The organism is Dactylosporangium fulvum (assembly GCF_025137375.1).
GTDB classification, from domain to species: Bacteria; Actinomycetota; Actinomycetes; order Mycobacteriales; family Micromonosporaceae; genus Dactylosporangium; species Dactylosporangium fulvum.
Genome location: NZ_CP073720.1, coordinates 5,171,716 through 5,194,301, shown reverse-complemented (window position 1 = coordinate 5,194,301; position 22,586 = coordinate 5,171,716). Strand labels below are relative to the sequence as shown.

At 72.9% G+C, this 22,586-nt stretch carries 22 protein-coding genes and 2 pseudogenes; 9 read left to right on the top strand and 15 right to left on the bottom strand.

Translation table 11 applies throughout. From position 1 onward, the window contains the following. The first annotated feature begins 9 nt into the window (after positions 1-9). A complete protein-coding gene (locus tag Dfulv_RS24425) occupies positions 10-672 on the top strand; it encodes a response regulator transcription factor (protein WP_259867193.1) in 663 nt (220 codons plus the stop codon). Further along, the gene (locus tag Dfulv_RS24420; RefSeq protein WP_259867191.1) at positions 669-1,739 is read left to right on the top strand and encodes a sensor histidine kinase; all 1,071 of its coding nucleotides are present in this window, start codon (positions 669-671) and stop codon (positions 1,737-1,739) included. The genes Dfulv_RS24425 and Dfulv_RS24420 overlap by 4 nt, the downstream gene beginning before the upstream one ends. An 84-nt stretch (positions 1,740-1,823) precedes the next feature. On the opposite strand, the gene Dfulv_RS24415 is transcribed toward Dfulv_RS24420, so the two are convergent. The 10 genes and pseudogenes from Dfulv_RS24415 to Dfulv_RS24380 all read right to left on the bottom strand — a co-directional run bounded on the left by Dfulv_RS24415 (position 1,824) and on the right by Dfulv_RS24380 (position 8,138). Continuing rightward, positions 1,824-2,111, bottom strand: coding sequence for a hypothetical protein (locus tag Dfulv_RS24415; protein ID WP_259867188.1), 288 nt, complete (start codon positions 2,109-2,111; stop codon positions 1,824-1,826). A 9-nt stretch (positions 2,112-2,120) separates the two neighbouring features. Continuing rightward, positions 2,121-3,047: an aldo/keto reductase gene (locus Dfulv_RS24410; protein ID WP_259867187.1), complete on the bottom strand. Its 927-nt coding sequence runs from the start codon at positions 3,045-3,047 to the stop codon at positions 2,121-2,123. Between the two features lie 238 nt (positions 3,048-3,285). Continuing rightward, positions 3,286-4,062, bottom strand: a complete 777-nt coding sequence (locus Dfulv_RS48910; RefSeq protein WP_406568028.1) for a sensor histidine kinase — start codon at positions 4,060-4,062, stop codon at positions 3,286-3,288. Then, a pseudogene (locus Dfulv_RS48905) lies at positions 4,039-4,872 on the bottom strand (GAF domain-containing protein); the annotation flags it as partial. The pseudogene Dfulv_RS48905 and the gene Dfulv_RS48910, both read right to left, overlap by 24 nt. Further along, a pseudogene (locus Dfulv_RS48900) lies at positions 4,861-5,196 on the bottom strand (DUF4118 domain-containing protein); the annotation flags it as partial. The pseudogenes Dfulv_RS48900 and Dfulv_RS48905, both read right to left, overlap by 12 nt. A gap of 242 nt (positions 5,197-5,438) precedes the next feature. Then, complete coding sequence (locus tag Dfulv_RS24400; RefSeq protein WP_259867183.1) at positions 5,439-5,969, bottom strand: phage tail protein; 531 nt, start codon at positions 5,967-5,969, stop codon at positions 5,439-5,441. Further along, a complete protein-coding gene (locus Dfulv_RS24395) occupies positions 5,966-6,469 on the bottom strand; it encodes a phage tail protein (protein WP_259867182.1) in 504 nt (167 codons plus the stop codon). Before Dfulv_RS24395 ends, Dfulv_RS24400 begins: the two co-directional genes overlap by 4 nt. 9 nt (positions 6,470-6,478) lie before the next feature. Next, on the bottom strand, positions 6,479-6,997 hold the full coding sequence (locus Dfulv_RS24390; protein ID WP_259867180.1) for a phage tail protein: 519 nt from the start codon (positions 6,995-6,997) through the stop codon (positions 6,479-6,481). Further along, positions 6,994-7,776, bottom strand: a complete 783-nt coding sequence (locus Dfulv_RS24385; RefSeq protein ID WP_259867177.1) for a DUF6916 family protein — start codon at positions 7,774-7,776, stop codon at positions 6,994-6,996. The genes Dfulv_RS24390 and Dfulv_RS24385 overlap by 4 nt, the downstream gene beginning before the upstream one ends. Beyond that, positions 7,773-8,138, bottom strand: coding sequence for a DUF6916 family protein (locus Dfulv_RS24380; protein WP_259867174.1), 366 nt, complete (start codon positions 8,136-8,138; stop codon positions 7,773-7,775). The genes Dfulv_RS24385 and Dfulv_RS24380 overlap by 4 nt, the downstream gene beginning before the upstream one ends. 128 nt (positions 8,139-8,266) lie before the next feature. Here Dfulv_RS24380 and Dfulv_RS24375 point away from each other — a divergent pair, with 128 nt between their 5' ends. Further along, positions 8,267-11,692: a fibronectin type III domain-containing protein gene (locus tag Dfulv_RS24375; protein ID WP_259867171.1), complete on the top strand. Its 3,426-nt coding sequence runs from the start codon at positions 8,267-8,269 to the stop codon at positions 11,690-11,692. A 56-nt stretch (positions 11,693-11,748) separates the two neighbouring features. Here the strand turns inward: Dfulv_RS24375 and Dfulv_RS24370 are convergent, their stop codons facing one another. Continuing rightward, entirely contained in the window at positions 11,749-12,471 is a 723-nt protein-coding gene (locus Dfulv_RS24370; protein ID WP_259867169.1) for a DUF4111 domain-containing protein, read from the bottom strand. Between the two features lie 140 nt (positions 12,472-12,611). On the opposite strand from Dfulv_RS24370, the gene Dfulv_RS24365 reads away from it, so the two are divergent. Together Dfulv_RS24365 and Dfulv_RS24360 are read left to right on the top strand one after the other, a co-directional pair. Beyond that, positions 12,612-12,860: a hypothetical protein gene (locus Dfulv_RS24365; protein WP_259867167.1), complete on the top strand. Its 249-nt coding sequence runs from the start codon at positions 12,612-12,614 to the stop codon at positions 12,858-12,860. A gap of 408 nt (positions 12,861-13,268) precedes the next feature. Further along, the gene (locus Dfulv_RS24360) at positions 13,269-13,898 is read left to right on the top strand and encodes a TetR/AcrR family transcriptional regulator (RefSeq protein WP_259867886.1); all 630 of its coding nucleotides are present in this window, start codon (positions 13,269-13,271) and stop codon (positions 13,896-13,898) included. Positions 13,899-13,901: 3 nt separating this feature from the next. Here Dfulv_RS24360 and Dfulv_RS24355 read toward each other — a convergent pair whose 3' ends face one another. Continuing rightward, entirely contained in the window at positions 13,902-15,101 is a 1,200-nt protein-coding gene (locus Dfulv_RS24355) for a hypothetical protein (protein WP_259867165.1), read from the bottom strand. A gap of 32 nt (positions 15,102-15,133) precedes the next feature. Further along, positions 15,134-15,988 carry a pectate lyase family protein gene (locus tag Dfulv_RS24350; protein WP_259867163.1) on the bottom strand — a complete coding sequence of 285 codons (855 nt, stop codon included), beginning with the start codon at positions 15,986-15,988 and terminating at the stop codon, positions 15,134-15,136. A gap of 820 nt (positions 15,989-16,808) precedes the next feature. Between Dfulv_RS24350 and Dfulv_RS24345 the strand changes: the two genes are divergently transcribed. After that, positions 16,809-18,047, top strand: a complete 1,239-nt coding sequence (locus Dfulv_RS24345; protein WP_259867161.1) for an MFS transporter — start codon at positions 16,809-16,811, stop codon at positions 18,045-18,047. 41 nt (positions 18,048-18,088) lie between these two features. On the opposite strand, the gene Dfulv_RS24340 is transcribed toward Dfulv_RS24345, so the two are convergent. After that, positions 18,089-18,952 (bottom strand): DUF6745 domain-containing protein, encoded by an 864-nt coding sequence (locus tag Dfulv_RS24340; protein WP_259867160.1) that lies wholly within the window; start codon positions 18,950-18,952, stop codon positions 18,089-18,091. Positions 18,953-19,020: 68 nt separating this feature from the next. On the opposite strand from Dfulv_RS24340, the gene Dfulv_RS24335 reads away from it, so the two are divergent. The 3 genes from Dfulv_RS24335 (at position 19,021) to Dfulv_RS24325 (ending at position 20,635) form a co-directional block, all read left to right on the top strand. Then, positions 19,021-19,173: a hypothetical protein gene (locus Dfulv_RS24335; RefSeq protein WP_259867158.1), complete on the top strand. Its 153-nt coding sequence runs from the start codon at positions 19,021-19,023 to the stop codon at positions 19,171-19,173. Between the two features lie 92 nt (positions 19,174-19,265). Next, positions 19,266-20,165 carry an OmpA/MotB family protein gene (locus Dfulv_RS24330; RefSeq protein WP_259867156.1) on the top strand — a complete coding sequence of 300 codons (900 nt, stop codon included), beginning with the start codon at positions 19,266-19,268 and terminating at the stop codon, positions 20,163-20,165. Positions 20,166-20,179: 14 nt separating this feature from the next. Continuing rightward, positions 20,180-20,635 carry a flagellar basal body-associated FliL family protein gene (locus Dfulv_RS24325; protein ID WP_259867154.1) on the top strand — a complete coding sequence of 152 codons (456 nt, stop codon included), beginning with the start codon at positions 20,180-20,182 and terminating at the stop codon, positions 20,633-20,635. 49 nt (positions 20,636-20,684) lie between these two features. Here the strand turns inward: Dfulv_RS24325 and Dfulv_RS24320 are convergent, their stop codons facing one another. Next, entirely contained in the window at positions 20,685-22,547 is a 1,863-nt protein-coding gene (locus Dfulv_RS24320; RefSeq protein WP_259867150.1) for a ricin-type beta-trefoil lectin domain protein, read from the bottom strand. Between the last annotated feature and the right edge of the window lie 39 nt (positions 22,548-22,586).

The window sequence follows — 22,586 nt, the reverse complement described above, 5'->3', positions numbered from 1 at the left end:
CGTTGGGGCATGCGCGTGCTGGTGGTGGAGGACTTCGAGATCCTGGCCCGGACGATCGGGACCGGGCTGCGGCGTGAGGGTATGGCGGTCGACGTTGTGCTCGACGGCGACGACGCCCTCGAGCACCTCGCGGTCACCCGCTATGACGTGGTCGTGCTCGACCGCGATGTGCCGGGCACGCACGGCGACGACGTGTGCCGCCGGATCGTCGCCACGCAGCAGGGCAGCCGGGTGCTGATGCTGACCGCGTCGAGCACCGTGAAGGACCGGGTCGACGGGCTGGGGCTGGGCGCCGACGACTACCTGCCGAAGCCGTTCGACTTCGCCGAGCTGGTGGCCAGGGTCAGAGCGCTGGCCCGCCGCCCCGCGGCACTGGTGCCACCGGTGCTGGAGTCCGGCGACCTGACCGTTGACACCGGGCTGCGGGTCGCGTCGCGTGGCGGGCGGCGCCTGGACCTCAGTCCGAAGGAGTTCGCGGTGCTGGAGTGCCTGCTGGCGGCGGGCGGGCGCCCGGTGCCGGCCGAGGAACTGCTGGAGCGGGTGTGGGACGAGGCCGCGGACCCGTTCACCACGGCGGTGAAGACGACTGTCCGCCGGCTGCGGACCAAGCTCGGCGATCCGCCGGTGATCCATACGGTCCGTGAGGGCGGCTACCGGGTGGGCGAGTCGTGATCCGCCGCCTGACCCTGCGCACGCAGCTCATGCTGCTCTACGCCGGTCCGTTCTGCGTCGCCGGTGCCGCGCTGCTCACCGTCCCGCTGATGGGCTTGAAGGAGACAGCTCCGGTGGGGACCGTGCCCGCGCCCGCGCCGCAGCCGGTGACGTCGACACCCTTCCCGTTCGACACCTGGTCGGTCTCGATGGCCGTGTTGCTGATCGTGTCGATCGTGCTCGGCTGGGTGGTCGCCGGCCGGTTCCTCCAGCCGTTGCGGGAGATCACGGCGACCGCGCGGGACATCTCGGCGAGCAACCTGCACCGAAGGCTCGGCCCGGCCGATCGCCGGGGTGAGTTCGCGGAGCTGGCGAGCACGCTCGACGAACTGTTCGAGCGGCTGGAGGCGGCGTTCACGGCGCAGCGGCACTTCGTCGCGAACGCGTCGCACGAGCTGCGCACGCCCCTCACCGCCGAGCGGGCCCTGTTGCAGGTCGCCCTGGCCGACCCGGACGCGAGCACCGAGTCGCTGCGGGCCGCCTGCCGGGAGGTGCTCGCGCTGGGATCGGCCCAGGAGCGGATGATCGAGGCGCTGCTGACCCTTGCGGTCGGCGAGCGAGGAGTCGAGCAGCGCGAGCCGTTCGACCTGGCCGACGTGGCCGGCGACGTGCTGGAGTCCGGTCAGGGCACCAGCGCCGAGCAACGGGTCGCCGACGTCCGGCTGGTCGTGGATCTCGCACCGGCGCCCGCGGCCGGTGATCCGCAGCTGGTGGGGAGCCTGGTGGCCAACCTGGTCGGCAACGCGTTGCGGCACAACGTGCCGGGCGGGCGGGTCGAGGTCACGACGGCGGCCGTCGAGGGCCGGGCACGGCTCACGGTCCGCAACACCGGCCCGGTCGTTCCGCCCGGCGAGGTCGACCGGCTGTTCGAGCCGTTCCAGCGGTTGCACGGCCGGCGGCTCGGGCACGGCGAGGGGCACGGCCTGGGTCTGGCGATCGTGCGGGCCGTCGCGAGCGCGCACGGCGCCGACCTGGCCGCGCGGGCCAGACCCGAGGGCGGGCTCGACGTCGAGGTCACGTTCCGATGACACGCTCCACACGAATTGCGGCTGACGGTGGTAGCAGCGCGGACGGGGCTCGCACCGGCCGCTGGACGGCCGGCCTCATCGACGTCAGGAGGACGATCCGACGGCGAGACCCTCACCGGCGGTGAGCCTGCCGTTGTAGTCCCCAGCAGACGGACCCCGTCGAAGGCGGCCGCGGTGCCACGCGACGCCCGCAGTCGCGGCACGGACAAACGGCAACAGGCTGTTGTCCCACACGTCGGCGACCGTGGAGATGCGTTGCGCGTCGAAGTCGCGGGCATCCACCGAGATGCTCGCCATCTGCTCGATCGACCGGTCCAGCAGACGACCGAACGCTTCGACGGGAGACGGCACCACAATCGACGAGACGGACACGGCCGGGCGCTACGGCAGCGTGCGGGCGCGCTGGGCCACACCCGGGGCGCCGTAAGGGTAGTCGGCCACGATCGGGGTGCTGGCCTCTGTCAGCAGTGCCGTCTCCTTCTCGGACAGGCGCAGGTCGGCGGCGCCGAGGTTGTCGTCGAGCTGCTCGACCGTTCGAGCGCCGAGAATCACCGACGTCACCGCGGGGCGTGCGGCCACCCAGGCCAGCGCGACCTGCGACATGGAGACGCCGCGCTCGTCGGCGACCTGGCGCACCGCGTCGAGGATGTGCCAGGTGCGTTCCTGCGCGTTGCGCGGGCCGTACGCCTCCATGCCGCGCCCTGGGTCCTCGCCGAGGCGGGTCGCGCCGATCGGCGCGTGGTCACGGGCATATTTCCCGGTCAGCCAGCCGCCGGCCAGCGGCGACCAGGGCAGGATGCCGATCCGCTCGTTGCGGCACACGTCCACCAGCTCGAACTCGATGTCACGCACCAGGAGGTTGTACTGCGGCTGCAGCGTGACGATCGGCGCGAGCCCGCGCAACTGCGTCAGCAGCGCCGCCTTCTGCAGCTGCCAGCCGACGAAGTTGCTGACCCCGACGTACCGGATCTTGCCGGCCCGCACCGCGTCGTCGAAGAAGCCGAGCGTCTCCTCGATCGGGGTCAGCGGATCCCAGGCATGCGCCTGGTAGAGGTCGACGGTCTCGACCCCGAGCCGCCGGAGACTCGCCTCCAGCGCCCGGGACAGGTGCGTGCGGGTCAGGCCGGCGTCGTTGGGCCCGTCCCCCATCGGGAAGCGGCCCTTCGTCGCGATGACGACCCGGTCGCGCGCTCCGGGCCGGGCCGCCAGCCAGCGGCCGACGATCTCCTCCGACACGCCCCGGGAGTACACGTCGGCGGTGTCGATGAAAGTTCCCGCCGCGCTCGACGAACCGGTCGAGCTGGGCATGCGAGACGTCCTCGCTGCTCTCCTTGCCGAACGTCATCGTGCCCAGACACTGCGCGGACACCACCGTGCCGGTGCTGCCCAAGGCGCGGTACTCCATGGTCTGCTCCCTCGACGTGATCCAACCCGGAGTCTGCTGGACCCGGATCCCGCTGTCCAACAGCAGGAACCGATGCACCCGATCGCCGGGAGCGCTGAATCGCGGCGCGGGAGCCCCACCAGGCCCGGCACGGGCATGGCGTCAGACGGACTTCCTGCGCCGCTCGGCCCCGGGCGGGACGAGGTCGGCCATGTCGACGTCGTCGATGGGGATCTCGGCCGTCAGCGTGGTTCCCTGCCCGGGCGGGCTGACGATGTTCAGACGGCCACCGAGTGCCTCGACCCGGTCGCGGAGGCCCATGAGCCCCGTGCCCTCGCTCACGTCGGCGCCACCGGTACCGTCGTCGTGGACGGACAGCCGGATCGCCGACGTGTCCGTCTCCACCGTGACGTGCACCACCGAGGCCTGGGAGTGCTTCGCGGCGTTGGTCAGCGCCTCCGACACGACGAAGTACACGGCCACCTCCACCCGCTCGGGAAGGCTGCGCCCGATGTGCAGGTCGAGCTCGACCGGCACGGTGCTGCGGCGCGCGAGCGTCCTGAGCACGGGACAGATGCCACCCTGCGACAGCTGCACCGGATGGATCCCGCGGGCGAGATCGCGGAGGCCCTCGTGGACCTCGGTCAGGCCCTGCACACTGTGCGACAGCAGCTGCCTGACCGCCGACTGCTCGGCCGGGACCGACTCCGCGGCCATGCGCAGTTCGAGAGCCAGCGAGACGATCCGCTGCTGCGCGCCGTCGTGCAGGTCCCGTTCGATCCTGCGCCGGGCCTCGTCGGCCGCGGTGACCACACGGGCACGGGACGCGACGAGCTGGGCCCGGCTATCGGCGTTGGCGATCGCGGTGGCGATGAGTTCGGTGAAGGCCCGCAGGCGTTCCTCGGCATCGGCCGGGATCGGATCCGCCTTCGACGACATGACGAGGGCCACGCCCCAGATGCTGCCCTCGACCAGGACGGGCACGCCGACCCCCGAGCGGATGCCCATCCGGCGCATGTACTCGGCGATGGGGCCGGTGGCGGTCTCGTAGCTGTCGATCCGCGATGCGTTACCCGTGCGCAGGATCGCACTGGACACGTTGTCCCCGTCGATCGGGGCGTTCGCCACGGGGAGCCGCGCGCTGCCGGACTCGTCCAGCCCGGCCACCGAGGTGACGGTGCCGTCGGTCTCGTACCGGATCAGCGCCGTGCTGAACCCGGCGAAGAGCCGGTGGAGCTCGGCCGCGACCGCGGCGAACACCTCCGCCGGCGCGGTGCCGCAGGCGACCAGTGTCGCCACCCGCCGCAGGGCGGCCTGCTCCGCCAGGAGCGACGCGGACTCCTGCTGGCTCGCCCTGAGCGAGCTGATGATCGTCTGACGGTCCCGGGCCGTGCGGAGGACGGCCGCCAGGGGCGGCACGAGCCGGTCCCGGATGCGTTCCAGCACCGCGGCGGGGGTGTCGGCCGGGATCCTCAATGTGCCCAGGCAGGTGGGTCCGTCGCAGAGCGGCAGGGCGACATCTCGATCGTCACCGGCGGTGTCGTCGAGGTCGATCGAGGCGCGCGGCAGGTCGAACCACCTCGCCAGGCGCTGCGCCGTGACCTCCAGCGCGGACCGCAGGTCCTCGCTGCTGAGCGCGAGCCGGGCCAGCTCGGCAGCGAGGTCGGACTCGGCCTCCCGGCGCAACGCCTCGACGGTCCGGGAGCGGGCGAGGTCGGCGAGGCCGCTGACAAGGAGCGCCGTGACCATGAAGGCGGCCAGCTCCTGCAGGTCGCCCTCCGGCGTAAGGCTCAGGCGCCCGGTCGGCGCGACGTGGAAGTAGTTGAAGGCGACCGTGCTGACGGCCGCGGTGGCGATGCCGGGCACACGCCCCCACACGCTCGCCACGACCAGGACACCGACCAGGTAGAGCGCTCCCCGCGCACCGCCCGGGGAGGAGCCGTCGATGGCGAACAGCACCAGGGTCTCGGCGACGATCAGCACCGCGGCGAGCAGGAGCCCGAGCCCCACGGGCGGCGGCGTCACCGGCAGCAGGATCTCCAGCAGGTTGCGGCGTGCCGAAACTGACGACATCCCAACGTGATGCCGGTCGTCCGACCGGAAGAAGCGGTTGCTCGGCCTTCGAGGCACATGTGTGATCCCAGCACTCGAGCTCCGCCCAAGCGTACGCCCGGTGCCTCTACGGCCTCATGGCCGTCCGCACCACAGCTGGACGACGTGACGTGAGGTGCGGCCGACGCGGACGTCCACCCACGCGCCGGCCGGCGGTGCGACCGACCCCACCGCATGACGCGACCCGGCCACGGCGGGCGCGGTCACGGCCGCTGCGGGAAGATGCCGCTCAGCGCGATGATGAAGTTCACCACGAGGTACGGCGGCAGGTTGTTGTGCGGCTGGCCGTTGCCGGCCGGGGTGAGTGCCGCCGGGTGCATCGTGGTGCTGTCGGGCGCGCTCCCGTAGTCGCGGTCGTCGACGCGGCCGAGGCCGGCCTCCGCCCACGACGCCGCCGCCGGGCTGTTGCGGTCGCCGCGCACCGGCGCGCCGGTCGCGGTATGGGTGTGCGGCGGCAGTTCGGCGACGGTCAGGGTGGCGCTCGCCGAGCCGCCGCGCTGCCCGGCGGTGTACGGGCCGAGCCCGGGACCCTGCCCGGCTGCGACCGGGGCGGCGCCGCGCAGGTCCGGCAGGGCGAACGTGGTCTGGCCGTCGCCGCCGAACGCGGTACCGATGATCGAGAACAGCGCGGTGTTCTGCACGATGGGCAGCACCTGGCCGTCGCACAGCGCCCAGGAGTTCGGCGCGAAGTTCCCCGCGAAGATGCGGATCTCGCCGATGTACGGCTCGGTCATGGGGACTCCTGAGGCCGGGACGGGAAGATGCCCTGCAGCGCGATCACGAAGTTGACCGTGAGGAAGGGCGGCATGTTCTCGTGCGACTGCCCGTTGCCCACGACGGCGACGGACTCCGCCGCCATGTGCGTGTCGGGAGTCGGGGCGTAGCCGCCCGGCATCGGCGCCCAGACAGCGCCGGTGGGTGTGTGCTGCCCGCCGGTCGCCGTCGCCCGGGGCACGTGCGTGTGCACGGGCAGCTCCGCGAGGCCCAGCGTGTGGGTCTCCGCGCCGCCGGTCTGGCCGAGGTTGTAGGCCGTCCCGACGTGGACCGGCCGGCGCCCGCGCAGATCGGGCAGGGCGAAGGTGGTCTGGCCGTTGCCGCCGTAGGTGGTGCCCAGGATCGAGAACAGCGCGACGTTCTGCGTGATCGGCAGCAGCTGGCCGTCGCACAGTGCCCAGTGCCGCGGCGGGAACCCGAACGCCATCATCCGGATCTCGCCGACGTACGGCTCGGACATGCGCCGCTCCTATGGCTCGGACGGGTAGATGCCGCCGGTGGCGATGATGAAGGTGACCGTCAGGTACGGCGCGAGGTTGTCGTGGGGCTGGCCGCCACCGGCGGGCGCGAGCGCGGCCGGGTGCATCGGCACCCGGGTCGCCGGTCCGGCCGCGTAGGGCGTGTTCGGCCAGGTCGCCCAGACCGCGCCCGCCGGGCCGTCCAGCGTGCCGCTCGCCGTGGCCGCGGCGGGCCGGTGGGTGTGCGGAGGCAGGTTGGCGGTCGTCAGCGTGACCGTCTCGGCACCGCCGGTCTCGCCGAGTGTGCGGCCGGTGCGGCCGGGGCCGGTGCCCTGGTGCAGGGGCACCCGGCCGCACAGGTCGGGCAGGGCGAAGGTGGTCTGGCCGTCGCCGCCGTAGGTGGTGCCGATGAGGTTGAACAGCACCTCATAGTCGGGGATCGCGATGAGGCTGCCGTCGCAGGTCAGCCAGCCGACGGGCGCGTACGCCCCGCCGAACATGCGGATCTCGCCGACGAACGCGTCGCTCACGGCGCCGGCTCCGCCGCCGGCCGGACCGCCCGGGTGAACGTGGCCGTGAGGGCCAGCCCTTCCGCGGTACGGGCGGTCGGCACGACGAACAGGTCGAGCGCGCCGAGCGCGGGGTGCTCGAACCGGTACGTGCCCTGCTCGACCGTCGCGTCCGCAGGCACCCGGAGGGTGACGCCGAAGTGTTCGTAGCCCCCGGCGTGCGACACGTCGGTGCAAGCGGCGAGCAGGGCCGGCAGGCCGCCGATGGTGCCCGAGGTGCCGGCGACGGACTGCCACCGGGCGGGCCCCGGCGGGTCCCAGCGCAGCGCGAGGCGGTGCTCGTCGCCGCCGGTGGGCCGGAATCCGAGGCGCTGGTACAGGCGCAGTGCCCGGCCGGTGCGCAGCACGCGCAGATCGACAGGGACGTCGAGGGCGGCGGCCTCGGCCTGCAGCCCGCGCAGCAGTGCGCCGCCCAGGCCGGCGCCGCGCCGGTCCGGCAGCAGCGCGATGTCGAGCACGGTGAACGCGCCGGGCCCGCGGTCGACGTAGAGCCGGCCGACGGGGGTGCCGCCGGCCTCCACGATGCCGTCGGTGGCATGCGGCCAGACGGTGCGGTAGTGGCGGTGCTGCGCGTCGAACTGGATGGCCAGGAAGGCGTCCACCTGGGGTGCCGACCAGCCGAACGCCGCGGCCTCCTCGGCGCGCGCGGCGGCGTGGACGGTACGCAGGAACGGCTCGTCGGCCAGGGTCGCCGGACGGACCCGGGCCGGCACGGCCGGGACGGTGGCCGTGGCCGTCATGCACTCGCCCGGTTCACGACGGCCTCGAGCCGGCCGGGAATCGGACCGGCCGGGGCGAGGAACAGTTCGACGGTGTCCAGGGCGGGGTGGTGCAGCCGGTAGATGCCCTGCGGCACCGGCCGGGCGGCGGCGAACCGCAGTGCGAACGTGTGGTCGGCGCCGGGCGCCGCGATCAGGGTCGCCGTGTGCCGGGCGCCGGATCGGCGGGCCGGCTCCAGCTCGAACGCCGTGCCGACCAGCGGCGCGAACCTGTCCCGGGTGAGCGGCCGACCGGGCGCGGCGGACGCGGCGAGCGGTGGGGCGGCACCGGTGAGGCCGGCCGCGGTGACGCCGGCGATGAGGGCCTGTCGGCGGGACAGCACTGAACCCCCCGGACATACGAGACAACTACCGAGTGTCCGTACGCTAACACGCAGCGTAGTCATCTGCGGTAGATTCGGTCGGTCGCATGCACGGGAAAGTCGCATGCACGGGGGAAGCTGGGTTGCCGATGACTTCCAGGGTCGAGCCGCGGATGAGGGCCGGCGTCACGCGGGCGGGGGTGCCCCTGGCGCTCGCCGCGCTGTGCGGGCCGGCGCTCGCCGTCACCGCGATCGCGGGACCGGCGTACGCCGCCACACACACGGTGACCACGCCACAGGACACCGACGACCTCGGCGCCTGCGCCGACCCGGCGATCACCACCGGCACCGGGGCCGACGGCGAGCTGTCACTGCGTGAGGCGCTGTGCCGCGCCCGCAACGCCGGCGCCGGCACGGTCACGATGCCCGCCGGCACGTACGTGCTGAGCCTGGGCGCGCTCGTCGTCGACGGCGGCGCCGGTCCGGTCGACGTGACGGTGACCGGGGCCGGCGCCGGTTCGACCATTGTGGACGGTGCGGCCGCGGACCGCGTGTTCAACCTCGACCCGTCCGAGTCCGGCGGCGTGCACGTGACGATGTCCGGGCTGACCGTGCGCAACGGCCGCCCGGCCGACGGCTACGGCGGTGGCGGCATCCTCGCCGGCGCGCCGGACGCCGGCAGCCCCGACACGCTGACCCTGTCCGACTGCCGGATCACCGGCAACGTCAACGACGCGGCCACGGCCCGCACCAACGCCCCCGGCGGCGGCGTGGCGATGGCCGGCGGCAGCCTCACCGTCGACAACTGCGTCATCAGCGGCAACAGCGCCGGCAGCAGTGCCGACGGCGGCGTGTACTTCTCCGCCCAGCACGCCACCGACGACCTCCGCATCGACGACAGCGTGTTCGACGGCAACACGACGGCCAACACCAGCGCCACCGGCCCGGGTGCCGCACCCAACGGCGGGGCCGGGCTCGCCCTGCGCGCCGACACCCCGGGCGGCACGATGTCGGTCAGCGACACGACCTTCGCCGGCAACACCGCGACCGGCGGCGGCAGCGGCGCCGACGCGCGCGGCGGCGCCGTCTACGTGCACTCCGGCGCACCGGTCATCACCCGGTCCGTCCTCACCGGCAACAGCGTCTCCGGCAGCGGCGGCGCACAGGCCCTCGGCGGCGCGCTCTACGTGGCCGGCGGCGCCACCGTCACCGGCAGCCGGATCACGGGCAACAGCGGCGGCGCCGTCCACCACGCCGGCGGCGGCACGCTCACCGCGACCCGCAACTGGTGGGGCTGCAACGCCGGCCCGGGCAACGCCGGCTGCGACACCGCCGACGGCGGCACCCTCACCACCGCGCCGCGCCTGCAGCTCACCGTCACGGTCGAGCCCGCCTCGGTCGTCGACGGCGGCACCGCCACGGCGACCGCCGGGTTCCGCACCGACTCCGCCGGTGGCGACGTCCCCGCCGCCCAGCTCGGTGCGGTCGCCGGCCTGCCGGTGACCTGGTCGACGACCGGCGGCACGCTGTCCGCCGAGCAGGGCACGATCCAGGCCGGCCGGGGCACGGCGACCGCCACGTACACGGCCACGGCCGTCGGCGCCGGCTCGGTGCGGGCCGTTGTCGGCGGCCAGGAGCAGACCGGCCCGGTTGACGTCACCACCCCGCCGGTCCCGCCGGACGCGCCGGTGATCGGCGCCGCCACCGTCCACGGCCCCGGGACCGTCGAGGTCGGCTGGACCCCGCCCGCCGGAGGTGTGGACAGCTACCGCGTGTACGTCTCCGGCGGCGGCCCGTACACGGCGGTCACCGCCGGCACCTGCGCCGCCGCTCCGGCCACCGGCCCGTGCACCGTCACCGGCCTCACGCCCGGCGTCGAGTACACCTTCACCGTCTCCGCCGTCGTCGGCGGCCTCGAGGGCCCGCGGTCGGCGCCCACCGCGCCGGTCACCGCGATCACCACCCCGGCCGCGCCCGGCACTCCCGCCGCGACGGTGAACGGGGACCGGTCGGTACGCCTGGCCTGGACGCCGCCCGCACCACCGGTCACCGGCTACCGGGTCGAGGCCGCCGCCGGCAACGGTCCCTTCACCGCCGTCACCGTCGGGGACTGCGCCGCCGCGGTGGTCCCGGAGTGCACGGTCACCGGGCTGACCGCCGGCACGTCGTACCGGTTCCGCGTCACCGCCCGCAACGCCGCCGGCGACGGCGCCGCCTCGGCCCCGTCGGCCGCCGTGGTCGCCGTGGCGGCACCGGACGCGCCGGTGATCGGCACCGTGACCGTCACCGGCGACCGGACCGTCACCGTGCCGTGGGCCGCGCCGAGCGGCGGCGCCGACACGTACCGCGTGGCCGTGGCGGCCGGCGGCCCGCACTCCCCCGTCACCGCCGGCACCTGCGCAAGCGCGCCGGTCACCGGACCCTGCACCGTCACCGGCCTCACCGCCGGCACGCGGTACACCTTCACCGTGACGGCGATCCGCGGCGGTGTCGAGGGGGCGACGTCCGGCCCGTCGAACACCGTGACCGCCCTCGCCACGCCGGTCGCGCCGGTGGTCCGCAGTGCGACCCCGGCCGACAGGAGCGCCGTCGTCACCTGGTCGGCCCCGGACTCGGCGGCGGGCGTCACCGGCTACACCGCGACCGCCCGGCCCGGCGGGCAGTCCTGCGCGGCCACCGGCGCCGCCGCGACCACGTGCACGATCACCGGGCTCGGCAACGGCACCGCGTACAGCGTGACGGTGACCGCCCACTCAACCGCCGGCGACTCCGCACCGAGCGGCCCCGCAGCGGTCACGCCCGGCGTCGCCCCGGGCGCGCCGACCGGCGTCACCGCCGTGGCCGGCGTCGCCTCGATCACGGTGTCCTGGACCGCGCCGCCGCCCGGCTCGGGCATCACCGGCTACCTCGTCACCGCCGCGCCCGGCCCGGCCACCTGCACGACCGGCAGCGCCACCGGCACCAGCTGCGTGCTCGGCGCCGAGGGCGGCAAGACGTACACCGTCACGGTCGTCGCGAAGGGCGTCCACGGCGGCGACTCCGCGCCCAGCCAGCCGTCGGCCGCGGTGCGGCCGACCACGCCGGAGCCACCCGCGGCCCCGCCGGACACCGATCTCACCCTGATCACCGACCAGGGGCCGATCAGCAGTGTCGCGCCGGGCCAGAGCCTGGTCGTCTCCGGGACCGGGTTCGCCCCGTACTCGACGGTGACGATCACCGTCTACTCCGACCCGGCCGTGCTGGCCACGGTCACCACCGACGGCGCCGGGAACTTCTCCGCGTCCGTGACCGTGCCGGGCGACCTGCCGGCCGGGCAGCACACGTTCGTCGCCCTCGGCGTCGACCCGGACGGCGTGGCCCACTCGCTCAAGCTGGCCCTGACCGTCCCGGCCGCGGGCACGCCGCCGGCCACCGTCCCGGGCGGGGGCACGCTGCCGGTCACCGGCACCGGCGTCGCGCTGATGGTCGTCGCCGGGCTGTCGCTGGTGGTGACGGGCGCGGCGCTACGCTCGGTCAGCCCCTCCCGGTCCACGAGCCCGTCGCCGGGCGGCGGACGGACCTGCACCGCCGGCTGAGCACCGGATGATCGGACACGGGCCGGGTACGCCGCACCCGGCCCGTGCCGCCGCCGTCACGAACCGTTGATCCGCCCCAGCACGTGGTCCAGGAACGCGCGGGCCCGCGGGGCGTCGATCCGCGTGCCGGCGGCCCGGTCCCGGGCGTGGCTGGCGAGCGCCTCCGCGATCACCTCGCGGTGGGCGGGCGCGTGGTCCAGGGCCCAGGCGCCCGCGTCCGGCTTGGCGGCCCAGGAGCCCAGGGCGTGGTACCGCAGGGCGCGGCAGGCGTTGAGGACCGCGTTGTCGCCGCCGCCGGGACCGGCCTGCGCCGCCACCGACGACACGACCACGGGCAGCAGCACCCCGTAGGTCACCCTGGGGACGAGCGACGCGAACGGCGGCCCGACCAGGGTGCGGCCCTGCTGGTGGACGATGTCACGGTCGATCGCGTACCAGAACGCGGGGCCGTCGCCGGGGTCGGTCTCCGTCTTCGGGGGCAGCTCGCGGCCGGTGTTGAGGTTCAGCGTGAAGCCCGCCTCGGTGGTGAGTCCGGCGAGGACCGCACGGTCGTACAGCACGAACTCCAGGCCGGTCGCGGGACAGGGCAGCGCCTCGTGGGACAGCGCGGCGGCGACCGGTGCCGGATCGGGGTCGTCGGCGACGGCGACGAGGTCGACGTCGCTGCGGCCGGGCCGGTAGGCGTCGAAGGCGAGCGAACCGGCCGGGTAGACGCCGACGAGCCGGTCGCCGAGCAGCCCGCGCAGCGTGGTGACGACGGCGTCGAGGTAGGCCTTCACCGGGCCGCCCCCGCATCGGCGATGCGGTCCAGCCACTCGCCCAGCATGGCCCGCTCGTTGTCGGTCAGCACGGCGGCGGGTTCACCGGTCCCAGCCACTTCGCGTTTCGCCTCGCGGACGACGAATCCCTGGTAACGCGCATGACCATCCGCCTGACCGGCCCGGAATGTGAGAAGGTGGAGCGGTGTCGGCGCGCACCTGCGCCGTCCCGGGACGAGCCACGTCCTCGTCCACTGCGGCCGGAGGCGCGCCTCTACGCGGTGCTGAACCTCGTCGGCTCCGGGGGCTTCCTCCTGCTGGAGGGTGTGTGGGCCGTGGTCTCACTGCAGTCCCTGCGCCGGGCGACGGCGCGCGCGGCGGACGCCGTCGCGAAGAGCGCCGAACGGTAGCCGGCGCCGCAACGTTGCATACACGGCGGTGTGCCGGGCCGGGCAAGAGCCTGACCCGGGCCACCGTGCGGGGTGGGCTACTTCTTCTTGCCCTTCTTCCCCTTCTTGTCCTTCTTCGACTTCTTCGCCATGTGTTCCACCTCCCCTAGGCAACCTCTGTCTTCACACTAGGGCCAGATTTCCGATCCGCACAGGGTTTCCGCCAGATACGAACCGTTCAGCCGATGTTTACCGGCCTTCCGCACAGATTCCCGACATCGTCCATTGTGGACGATGTCGGGCCGATCCGGCGCCACAAGGAAAGCCGCTGCGACATCGTGCCAGTGCTGCCGCACGATTCGATCAAACAAACCCGCAGGCAGGACGACACAAGGCTGTCCACTATAGTGATGGTGAAGTGAGGTGAGCATGACTGTAGTGAAGTCCGGCCGAGGCCAACACTCCCCCCGGCGGGCCGAGCAGGCCGCCGCCACCCGGGCGGCGATCATCGACGCGGCGGGACGGCTGTTCGCGGCGCAGGGCTACGCCGCCACCACCGTCGCGGCGATCGCCGAGGAGGCCGGCGTCACGGCGAAGTCGGTGTACACCCTGGCCGACAAGCCGCGGCTGCTGCTGCTCGCCGTCACCGAGGCGACCGGCGGGATGACCCCGGACACGACCGCGGTGCTCGACGCGCCGGACCCGGCCGCCCGGGTGCGGGCCGTCGCGCACACCGGCGCACGCACCCTGCTGCGGCTCTACCCGATCCACCGGGCGTTCGAGCAGGCCGCGGCCGCGGAGCCGGCGCTGCGGGAGCCGTGGCAGGAGCACGAGCGGCACCGTCGCGCCCGGATCAAGAAGGTCGTCCGGGCGGTCGCCGGCGCCGGTGGCCTGCGGCAGGGACTCACCGTCGGCAGGGCCACCGACACCCTGTGGGCGCTCGTCACGTGGCACGCGGTCGCGCTGCTGGTCGAGGAGCGCGGATGGGGCCGGGCCAAGCTGGCGGCGTGGCTGGAGGACGTGCTGGCCGCGCTCCTGCTGGAGGCCGAGCCCGCCTGACGGTCAGCAGGCCGGCGCCGACCCGCCGGTGGTGCCGGAGATGTAGGCGTGGCTGACGTACTGGCCGGGCCCGACCCGGTCCCAGCGCGTCGTCGTGCCGTAGGGCCCGGCGATCGACTGGCCCGTCACCCAGCACTCGATCGGCACCTGCGCATAGGTGGCCGCGTAGCCCTTGCTCGCGAAGCTCGACCCGGCACCGGCCCGGATGTTCAGCGGGCCGCTGCCGACGACGCCGCGCACCCCGCTGCTGGTCCACAGGTAGGTCACGTCGACCCAGGAGTTGTCGGTCAGCTGGAGGCCGTCCCAGAACACGCCGTCGGCGAGGTCGATGCCGGCCGGGTTGGCGACGGTACGGCCGAACTGGTCCTTGCCGCCGTTGTAGCCGTTCTGGTACGCCGCCTGCGCCTCCGGCCGGCCCTGCGGCAGGTCCTTCCAGGACTGGCGGGTGGCGGACGGGTTCCAGTAGTCGTCGGTGGTGTTCCACGGCCCGACGTCCCAGACCGGCGCGAACTCGCAGCGGGCACCGGTGGTCGTACACACCCTGACCGTGTAGTCGCCGGTGCCCTTCGGGGCGAGGCCGCGCCGCGACGGCAGCGCGACGAAGTGGTCACGGCTGACGATGACGTGCCCGTTGGCGGTGGTGCCACCGACGAGCCCCTCACGGGTGGCGAAGATACGGTAGGTGTTGCCGGCGGCGGTGATCGCGAGGCTCGCGGCCGGCACGGTGTCGGCGACGAGCACGACCGCCCCGAGCGACGCGGACGCACCCGTCAGCACGATCCGCACCTGCACGGTGGGCACGGTCGCCGGCAGCGCGGTGCCGGCCGGCGCCCACTCGGTCCAGACGCCCTCGGCCGACTCGCCGCGCACCTCGACGTCGACGCCGGTGGTCGCCGCCGTGGTGATCGCCCGCACCCGGTCGGCGGGTGTCTTGAGCGCGTGCGGCGCGAGGACGAGCATGCCGCCGACGATCGGCGAGCGCTGCCCGGCGGGCACGGCGGCCGGGTCGGCGATGCGCAGCGCGGTGCCGGACCAGGCAACGTTGACGTCGTCCGCGCCGACCGCGGTGAGCTCCCCGCTCCAGGTGTTGGACGGGTCGCCGGCCCCTTCGGATTGCCCGGTGCCGGCGAACGCGGGCGCGGCCCCGACGACCAGGGCGAGGACGGAGAGCGCGGACACGAGCGCGAGCCGGGCGGACACCATGCCGTGCAGACAATCATCTATATTTATGTTCGTCAAGATGTTGCTCCGATGGGCCGGGCCACTCGGGGCCGGCACCCAGCCGGCGTCGGGCGCGATGTCCGGGTCGTGGGCCGCGGCGATCGGGCCCGCCCCAGTTGCAGACCAGGTCGCCCAGCGGGATGCCGGCGCCGCGTAGGACGAAGTTGCTCTCGGCGTGGAGGGCCGACTGGACGCCGACCCCGAACGCGTAGCTGAACGTGTCCTCGCCGGTGAGACCCGGCCGAGGTTGGCGAGGCGGTTGCGGTGCAGGGTGACGCGCAGTTTGCCCACGTCGACACCGGGGTGTCGGTCGAGCCGATGAGCATAGACTTGTCGTGCTCGAAGAGGTTGTTGTACGACACGGTCACGTAGTCGGATCCGCGGATGACGTCGGCGGGACCGTCGTGGATCTGGTACGGACGGCCGAAGTGGACCGGCCGGCCGACGTCCTGGTTCGCGCCGTCGGTGAACGTGTCGCGGTCGAGCCAGACGTTGGTCGGGGTCCAGGCCCGGAAGCAGTCGGCGGCGTCGAACGTGACGTTGCGGATGATCACGTTGCTGACATTGGTGAGCAACAGGTTGCCGCCGAAGTTGATCTTGATCGTGTCGCCCTGGTTGCGCGCGGAGCGCCCCCGGACGGCCGGGCCGTAGGCGGCAAGATAGGCACCGAGGCTGTAGTGCGGATCGGTGTGGTCGTCGCAGGTGCGGCCCTCGTTCGCGTCGACCTTCCCGGCGACGAGCACGATCTTCGGGGTGTCACCGGCGACAGCGGCGGCAAGCCGGTCACGGGTGCGGACAACGAAGACCTGCGCATCGTCGGCGGCGGCTCCGCCGGTCGCGCCCGCCCCCGGCGGAGCCCCAGCCGTCACCCGTCGCGAGACAGGGGCCACGGCACTGGGCGAGCGCGCCGTCGGTGGCGCACCCTGGCGGGATCAGCGATCCCGCGACCTGGCGCACGGGGCGACACCGCCCGGGCAATCCGGCCGCGCATCGCGCAGCCCGACCGGGTGCCGTAGCCGGAGGTGGTCGCGTCGACTGCCACGGTCGCGTCCGGCTCAACTGATGGCGCGGCGGCCGGACGCCGGCGGCTCAACCTGGCAGCAAGGCTCGAACGGGCCCGGCACTCGCTGGACACCGTGCAGCCGGAGCCGGACCCGCTCTGGAGGCCGCCAACCGGGCTCGCATCGTCTGAGTCGATGATGTTCGATGGCGGATTTCGGACATCGTCATGATCCCGAAGACTTTGCGCACCCAGGGGTACCACAAGTCTTCGGGATCATGGACATGTCCGAAATCCGCCATCGCGTGGCCAGTGCCGGCCGCTCACTCCAGCTTTCGCACTGTTGGGCGTCGCGCCGACGGTGCCCCATCAGCGGCGAGCCGAACCCGGACAGGCCGCCGCTCCTGGCGACGCATCGGTCGTTCGAAACCTTTTGCCATCTGTTATGAGTCTCATCAGCGTGTCCACCCGAGCAGCGTTCTGAACGACGTGGGAGGACGTGACTGATGACCAGTTCCGACAGCGGGGTGCACATCGACCGCGTGCATGGGCGACCACTCGCAGAAGGTCGGCTCGTTCATGCTCGGAAGCGAGGGCTGGCTCGAGGGTCCGTATCGGCCGGGTGGCGCCGGTCACTCGGGCGCCGCCCGTGCTGCGGTGCCGCCCCGGCGGGGAGCAGGCTGCGGATCATGACTGCCGACGCCGCTCCCCGCCGGTTCGCCGCGCTCCGCAACCCGGACTGCCGGCCGTACCTCTTCGGCGCGGCCCTGGCGATGATGGCCGACAACGTCGAGCATGTCATCACGTACTGGGTGCTGTGGGAGAAGTTCCACTCTCCCGCACTCGCCGGCTTCCAGGTGATCAGCCACTGGGTGCCGTTCCTGTTCTTCTCCGTGTACTTCGGGGCGCTCGCCGACCGGTACGACTGCCGGCGGGTCATCCAGGCCGCGCAGGTGCTGTTCATGCTCGTCTCGGCCGCCTGGGGCGTCCTCTTCCTCACCGGCTCGCTGCAGGTCTGGCACGCGTGCGCGCTGCTCATCCTGCACGGCGTGGCGGGCTCGCTGTGGGGCCCCGGCGAGCAGTTGATGCTGCACGACTTCGTCGGCGACGCCGAGCTTCCCTCAGCGGTACGACTCAACGCCACGTTCCGCAGCCTCGGCGTCCTCTTCGGCCCGGCCGTCGGGTCGGCCCTGCTGCTGGGCCTGGGCCCGACCGCCGGCATCTTCGCCAACATCGCGTTCTACCTGCCGCTGACACTGTTCCTGTTCCGCACCAGGTTCACCGGGCACACCAGGGACCACGGCGTTTCCCGGGCGCGGGTCGGCCTGCTCGACTCGGTGCGGGTTCTGCGCCAGGTCTGGGCGAACCACACGCTGGTGAGCATGATCGTCCTGGCCGGGCTGGGCTCGTTCTTCCTCGGCACGGCGCTGCAGTCGGCGATGCCGATCTTCGCGGAGGACCTGGGCGCGGGCAGCGCCGGGACGGCCTACGGGGTGCTGCTGTTCGCCAACGGCGCCGGCGGCGTCCTCGGCGGCATCCTCCTCGAGGTGACCGGCCGGATTCCCGCGAACGTCACCGCCGCGGTGGCCAGCACGGCCGTGTACGGGCTGACGACCTTCCTCTTCGCCGTCACCGCCAGCTATCCGCTCGCCGTCGTCCTGCTCATTGTCGGCGGGGTGGCGAACCTCGCGTCGATGTCGATCGGCCAGACGGTGGTCCAGTTGCTCGCGCCGCCGGCGGACCGCGGGCGGGTCATCGGCGTCTACGGCGTGTCCGCGAACGGCCTGCGCGCCGGCAGCGGCGTCACGGTCGGCGTGCTCGGTGCCGCGATCGGGGTGCACTGGTCGCTGGGCTTGAGCGCCGCGGCGCTGTGCGCGGGGACGGCCGCGGCGGGCTTCTACGCCCTGCGCGGCCGCCCCGCGGTGTGAGGGCGGGTGCCGGCGGTCACCGGCACCCGCGGGCGGAGTCGCTACCCGTGCAGCGGCGGCGACCAGCCGTCGCGGTAGCGCACGAGGCGCGGCCGGGCCTCGTCGTGCCGGCCGGACGGGACCGGGTCGGCGTCGACGAGGGCCGGGCGTTCCACCATCACGCACACGTCCTCGCCGGGCCACCACCAACCGGTCGAGCGGGCCAGAAGCACCCAGTCCTCGAACACGTCCTCGTCGGCCAGCCGGTAGGTGGCGAGGCCGAGCCTGCGCAGGACGTCGTGGTAGGCGATCCAGGGCGCGTCCTGCTGGCCGTACCATCCGATCGGCAGCGTCCGCGTGGGACCCAGCGCGGCTCGGACCGGCCAGGCCAGCCCGGCCGCGAGGCTGGTGCCCAGCGCCTCCCGCACACCGTGTCGCAGCACTTCACGCAGGGGTACCCCGGCGTCCAGCGCCTCGAGCGGCGGCAGCACCGGCCACGGCTGCTGGCCCTTGCCGGGCCGCCGCGGCGGGGCGGCGAGGTCGGGATGGTCGGCGGCGGCGTCGAGCGCGCTGCGCAGCCGGGACAGGCCGGCGGCGATGTCGCTGGCGATCGGCGGCACGCCGCGCGGCGGCCGGGCCGAGATCCACCGCTGCAGGACCTCGTGGTCCGGCAGGCCGGTCAGGTGCGGCAGTGCCCCACGGGGCGAGTCGACCCAGCGGAACGTGGGCCTGGGACGGGAGTGCCGCTCGTAGATCCGGGTGATGCAGGACTCGGCGGCGGCGCGGTCGGCGGGGTCGGTGGACAGACCGGCGGTGAGCCATTCGCGCCTGATCGGCACCGTGCGGTGCCAGTGTTCGACGATGCGAGCCGGGGCTCGCGTTGCCAGCGGAGCTGGTGCGGCGGGACGCCGCGCGAGCGCGGTCATCGCGCCAGGGCGATCGCGCCCTTTCGCATTGCAGTGATCATGGTGCCTATGATGACGGTGGTACCCCTGTGAACGCAACCCCGCGCCTGCTGATCTGGGACGGCGCGCCCGACGACCTGCTCGACGAGGAGCTGGCCCTCGCCGCCGCGGCGGGTGCGGTGGCGGCGGCGATGCGCGAGTGCATCGGCGACGTCGTGCGGATCCTGAACGAAAACCGTTAGCTCCCGCGCTGCACCGGACGGCAACTGTTGTGTCGGCCGGTCGGGCCGATGTCTCCTCCGAGGGCAGTACAGACCCACGGAGGGAGGCCGCGGTGAGCGGTGGCGGGCACGCGGCCAAGGGGGGCGGGCACGGCAGGCCCAAAAAGGGCCACGAGGAGGAAGAGCACGAGAATCACGAGCGGTGGCTGGTGTCCTACGCGGACATGATGACCCTGCTCATGGTCCTGTTCATCGTGCTGTTCGCGATCTCCCAGGTCGACCAGAAGAAGTTCGCCGAGCTCAAGAACGGCCTCGCCGTCGGGTTCGGCCACCCCTCCGTCGCCTTCAACGGCGGCGAGGCCAGCCTGATGGAATCCTCCGACAGCAACTCCCCCATGGACCTGTCCTCCGGCATCGGCGGCACCACCAGCGACGCCACCGCCGTCCAGGACGCCGTCGCCGCCAAGGAACGCGCCCAGGCCTCCCAACGACAGACCGCCGCCCAGCAGGAAGTCCAGAACTTCGAACAGATCAAACAGAAAATCACCGAGAACCTGACCCGGCAAGACCTGCAGAACCAGGTCCGCTACAGCATCGACGAACGCGGCCTCGTCGTCACCATCGTCACCAGCGGCATCGTGTTCAACGGCAACGAAGCAACCCTGCTACCCGCCGGCCGCAGCATCATCGACGGCGTCGGACCCGCCATCGCCGGCCTCCCCAACAAAATCGAAGTCGACGGCCACACCAACCAACTCGCCGGCGGCACCGGCACCTACCCCTCCGGCTGGGAACTGTCCACCGCCCGCGCCGCCAGCGTCCTACGCCTGCTACACACCGACGCCGGCATCCCCGAAACCCGGCTCATGGCCGCCGGGTTCGCCGACACCAAACCCCTCTACCCCGCCACCGACCCACGCGCCGCAGCCCTGAACCGCCGCGTCGAGATCATCGTCCTGTCCAACCTACCGGCCGACACCCGGACACTGCTGCCCTCGGCAGCCACCAACTGAGGGGAGCACCCACCATGGCCAACACCGACAAGACCACCGAGGACACCCCGAAGCCGAGCGGCAAGAAAAAACTCGTCATGATCCTGGCGATCGCCCTGGCCGCCCTCATCGGCGGCGGCGCCGGCGGCTACTTCATGTTCCGCCCCACCACCACCAAAGCCGAACCCGAACCCGAACCCGGCGCCGTCATCGTCCTCGACGCCATCACCATCAACCTCACCGGCGGCCACTACCTCAAACTCAAACTCAGCCTCCAGGCCACCGCCGACGCCGGCGAAGCCCCCGACGGCTCCAAAGCCCTCGACATCGCCATCGGCCTCTACAGCAACCGCGACATGGCGGAGCTGATGTCGAACGGCGAACGGGAGCGGTCGAAGGAGGAGCTCAAGGAGAAGATCGTGAAGGCGTACACGGAGAAGAAGACCAAGCTCATCATGGACGTGTACTTCACGACGTTTGTCATCCAGTGAGCCGGAGACGGGGGCCCCGCGGTGCGGGGCCCCCGTTCGCCGTATCGGGCTACGGCAGGGTCCAGCGCTGGTTGGCGGCGCCGGTGCAGGACCAGATCTGCAGCTGGGTGCCGTCGGCGGAGCTGGGGCCGGCGGCGTCCAGGCATTTGCCGAGGACGGTCAGGCTGCCGTCCGCGCCGGCGGTCCACTGCTGCGCGGTGGTGCCGTTGCAGTCGTACAGCTGCACCTTCGTGCCGTTGGCGGAGCTGGCCGCCGCCACGTCGAGGCACTTGCCGAGGGTGCGGACCGTGCCGTCGGCGCCGATCGTCCAGCGCTGCGCGGTGGTGCCGTTGCAGGTGTAGAGCTGGATCTTCGTGCCGTTGGCGGTGGCCGCCCCGGCCACGTCGACGCACTTGCCGCCGTAGCCGGTGATCTGGCCCGTACGGCCGGTCGGGGTGCCGCTGTCGGCGCCGGCCCAGAGGTACGTGCCGACCGTCTTCGCGGGCAGGGTGCTGCTGATCTGCTGGGTGCCGACCCGCAGGGTGAACGCCTGGCTCGCGCCGGTCTGGTTGACCACGACGGTGACGACGGTGCCGTCGGGGTTGCGGAACGCGACGTTGGTGACGGTGCCGGTGGAGCCGTAGCCGGTCGCCACGCGCTGGGCGCCGGCCTGCACGAACTTCGAGAACTGGGCGACCATGTTGTAGTCCGGCAGCGCCCAGAACGTGTCGCGGTTCGTGGTGCTCTGCACGAGCATCGTCGGGTCGGGCGAGCCGGTCCAGCGCTCGGGCGAGCGGTTCTGGTCGAGCATGCTGACCCAGCCCTCGTAGAGCGTGGCCTGGTTGCGGAAGTACTGCACGATCCGGTCGGCGCCGGAGGTGCCCCACACGGAACGCTCGGTCATGAGCACGTCCTTGTCCGGGTACGTGGCCTTGACCTGCGCCATGGCCGACGGGTCGCCGGCGTAGTCGTGGAACGCGATGCCGTCGACCGAGGAGCGGGCGTCGGCGGTGAGGACGCCGGCGGCGTACGAGACGCCCTCGCTGAAGTTGTGGTCGAAGGCCCAGATCTTCGTGCCGCCGAGGCCGTTGTTCACCAGTTCGGTGCGCAGCGCCTTGGCGAGCTGCCGCTCCTGGTCGGCGCTCACGAGCATGCCGGGGTAGTCCGGCGGCGAGAACAGCGGCTCGTTCTGCAGGGTCAGCGCGTGGATCGGGATGCCCTGGGCGGTGTACGCCTGGACGGCGCGCCGGTAGTACGTGGCGAGGGTCGGGATGTGGCTGCTGATGAGGCTGCCGCCGATGATGTTGTTGCTGGTCTTCATCCACGGCGGCGCCGACCACGCGCTCGCGAAGATCTTCAGGTTGGGATTGATGGCGAGGGCCTGCCGCAGCGTGGCGATGATGTTGGCGTCGATGTCCCGCTGGATGGAGAAGCGGGACAGCGACGGGTCGGCGGGGCCGTCGTCGTACGTGTAGAAGTCGCGCGAGGTGAAGTCGCTGGTGCCGAAGGTGATGCGGACGACGTTGAAACCGGCTCCGGTGGCGGGGTCGACCAGCGTGCGCAACGCCCGGTCGCGGCCCGCGGCGCTCATCCGGGAGAGGTTGTAGACCGTCGACTCCTCCAGGGACGAGCCGATGCCGAGGACGGTCTGGTATCTCGTGTTGGTGTCGACGGTGATGGTCGGCGTCCCGGTGGCGGCGCCGATGGTGATGTCGCCCTGCCGCGACAACTGGTAGGGCGTGCCGGCCAGGCCGGTCGCCGGATTGGTGTACCAGTTGCCGTTCTTCGGCTCGTAGCCCGCGGTGCGGGACTCGGAGCTCCAGTACACCTGGACGGTGGTCGCCGCCGCGGTGGCCTGCTGCGCGGCGACGAGGACCGGCGCCGTCAGCAGGGCCGCGGCGAGCGCGGCGGTGAGATGGCGGGTGAAGGCCATGCGGGTCTCCTGGCGGGGAGCGGTGCGCGCCGCTGGGCA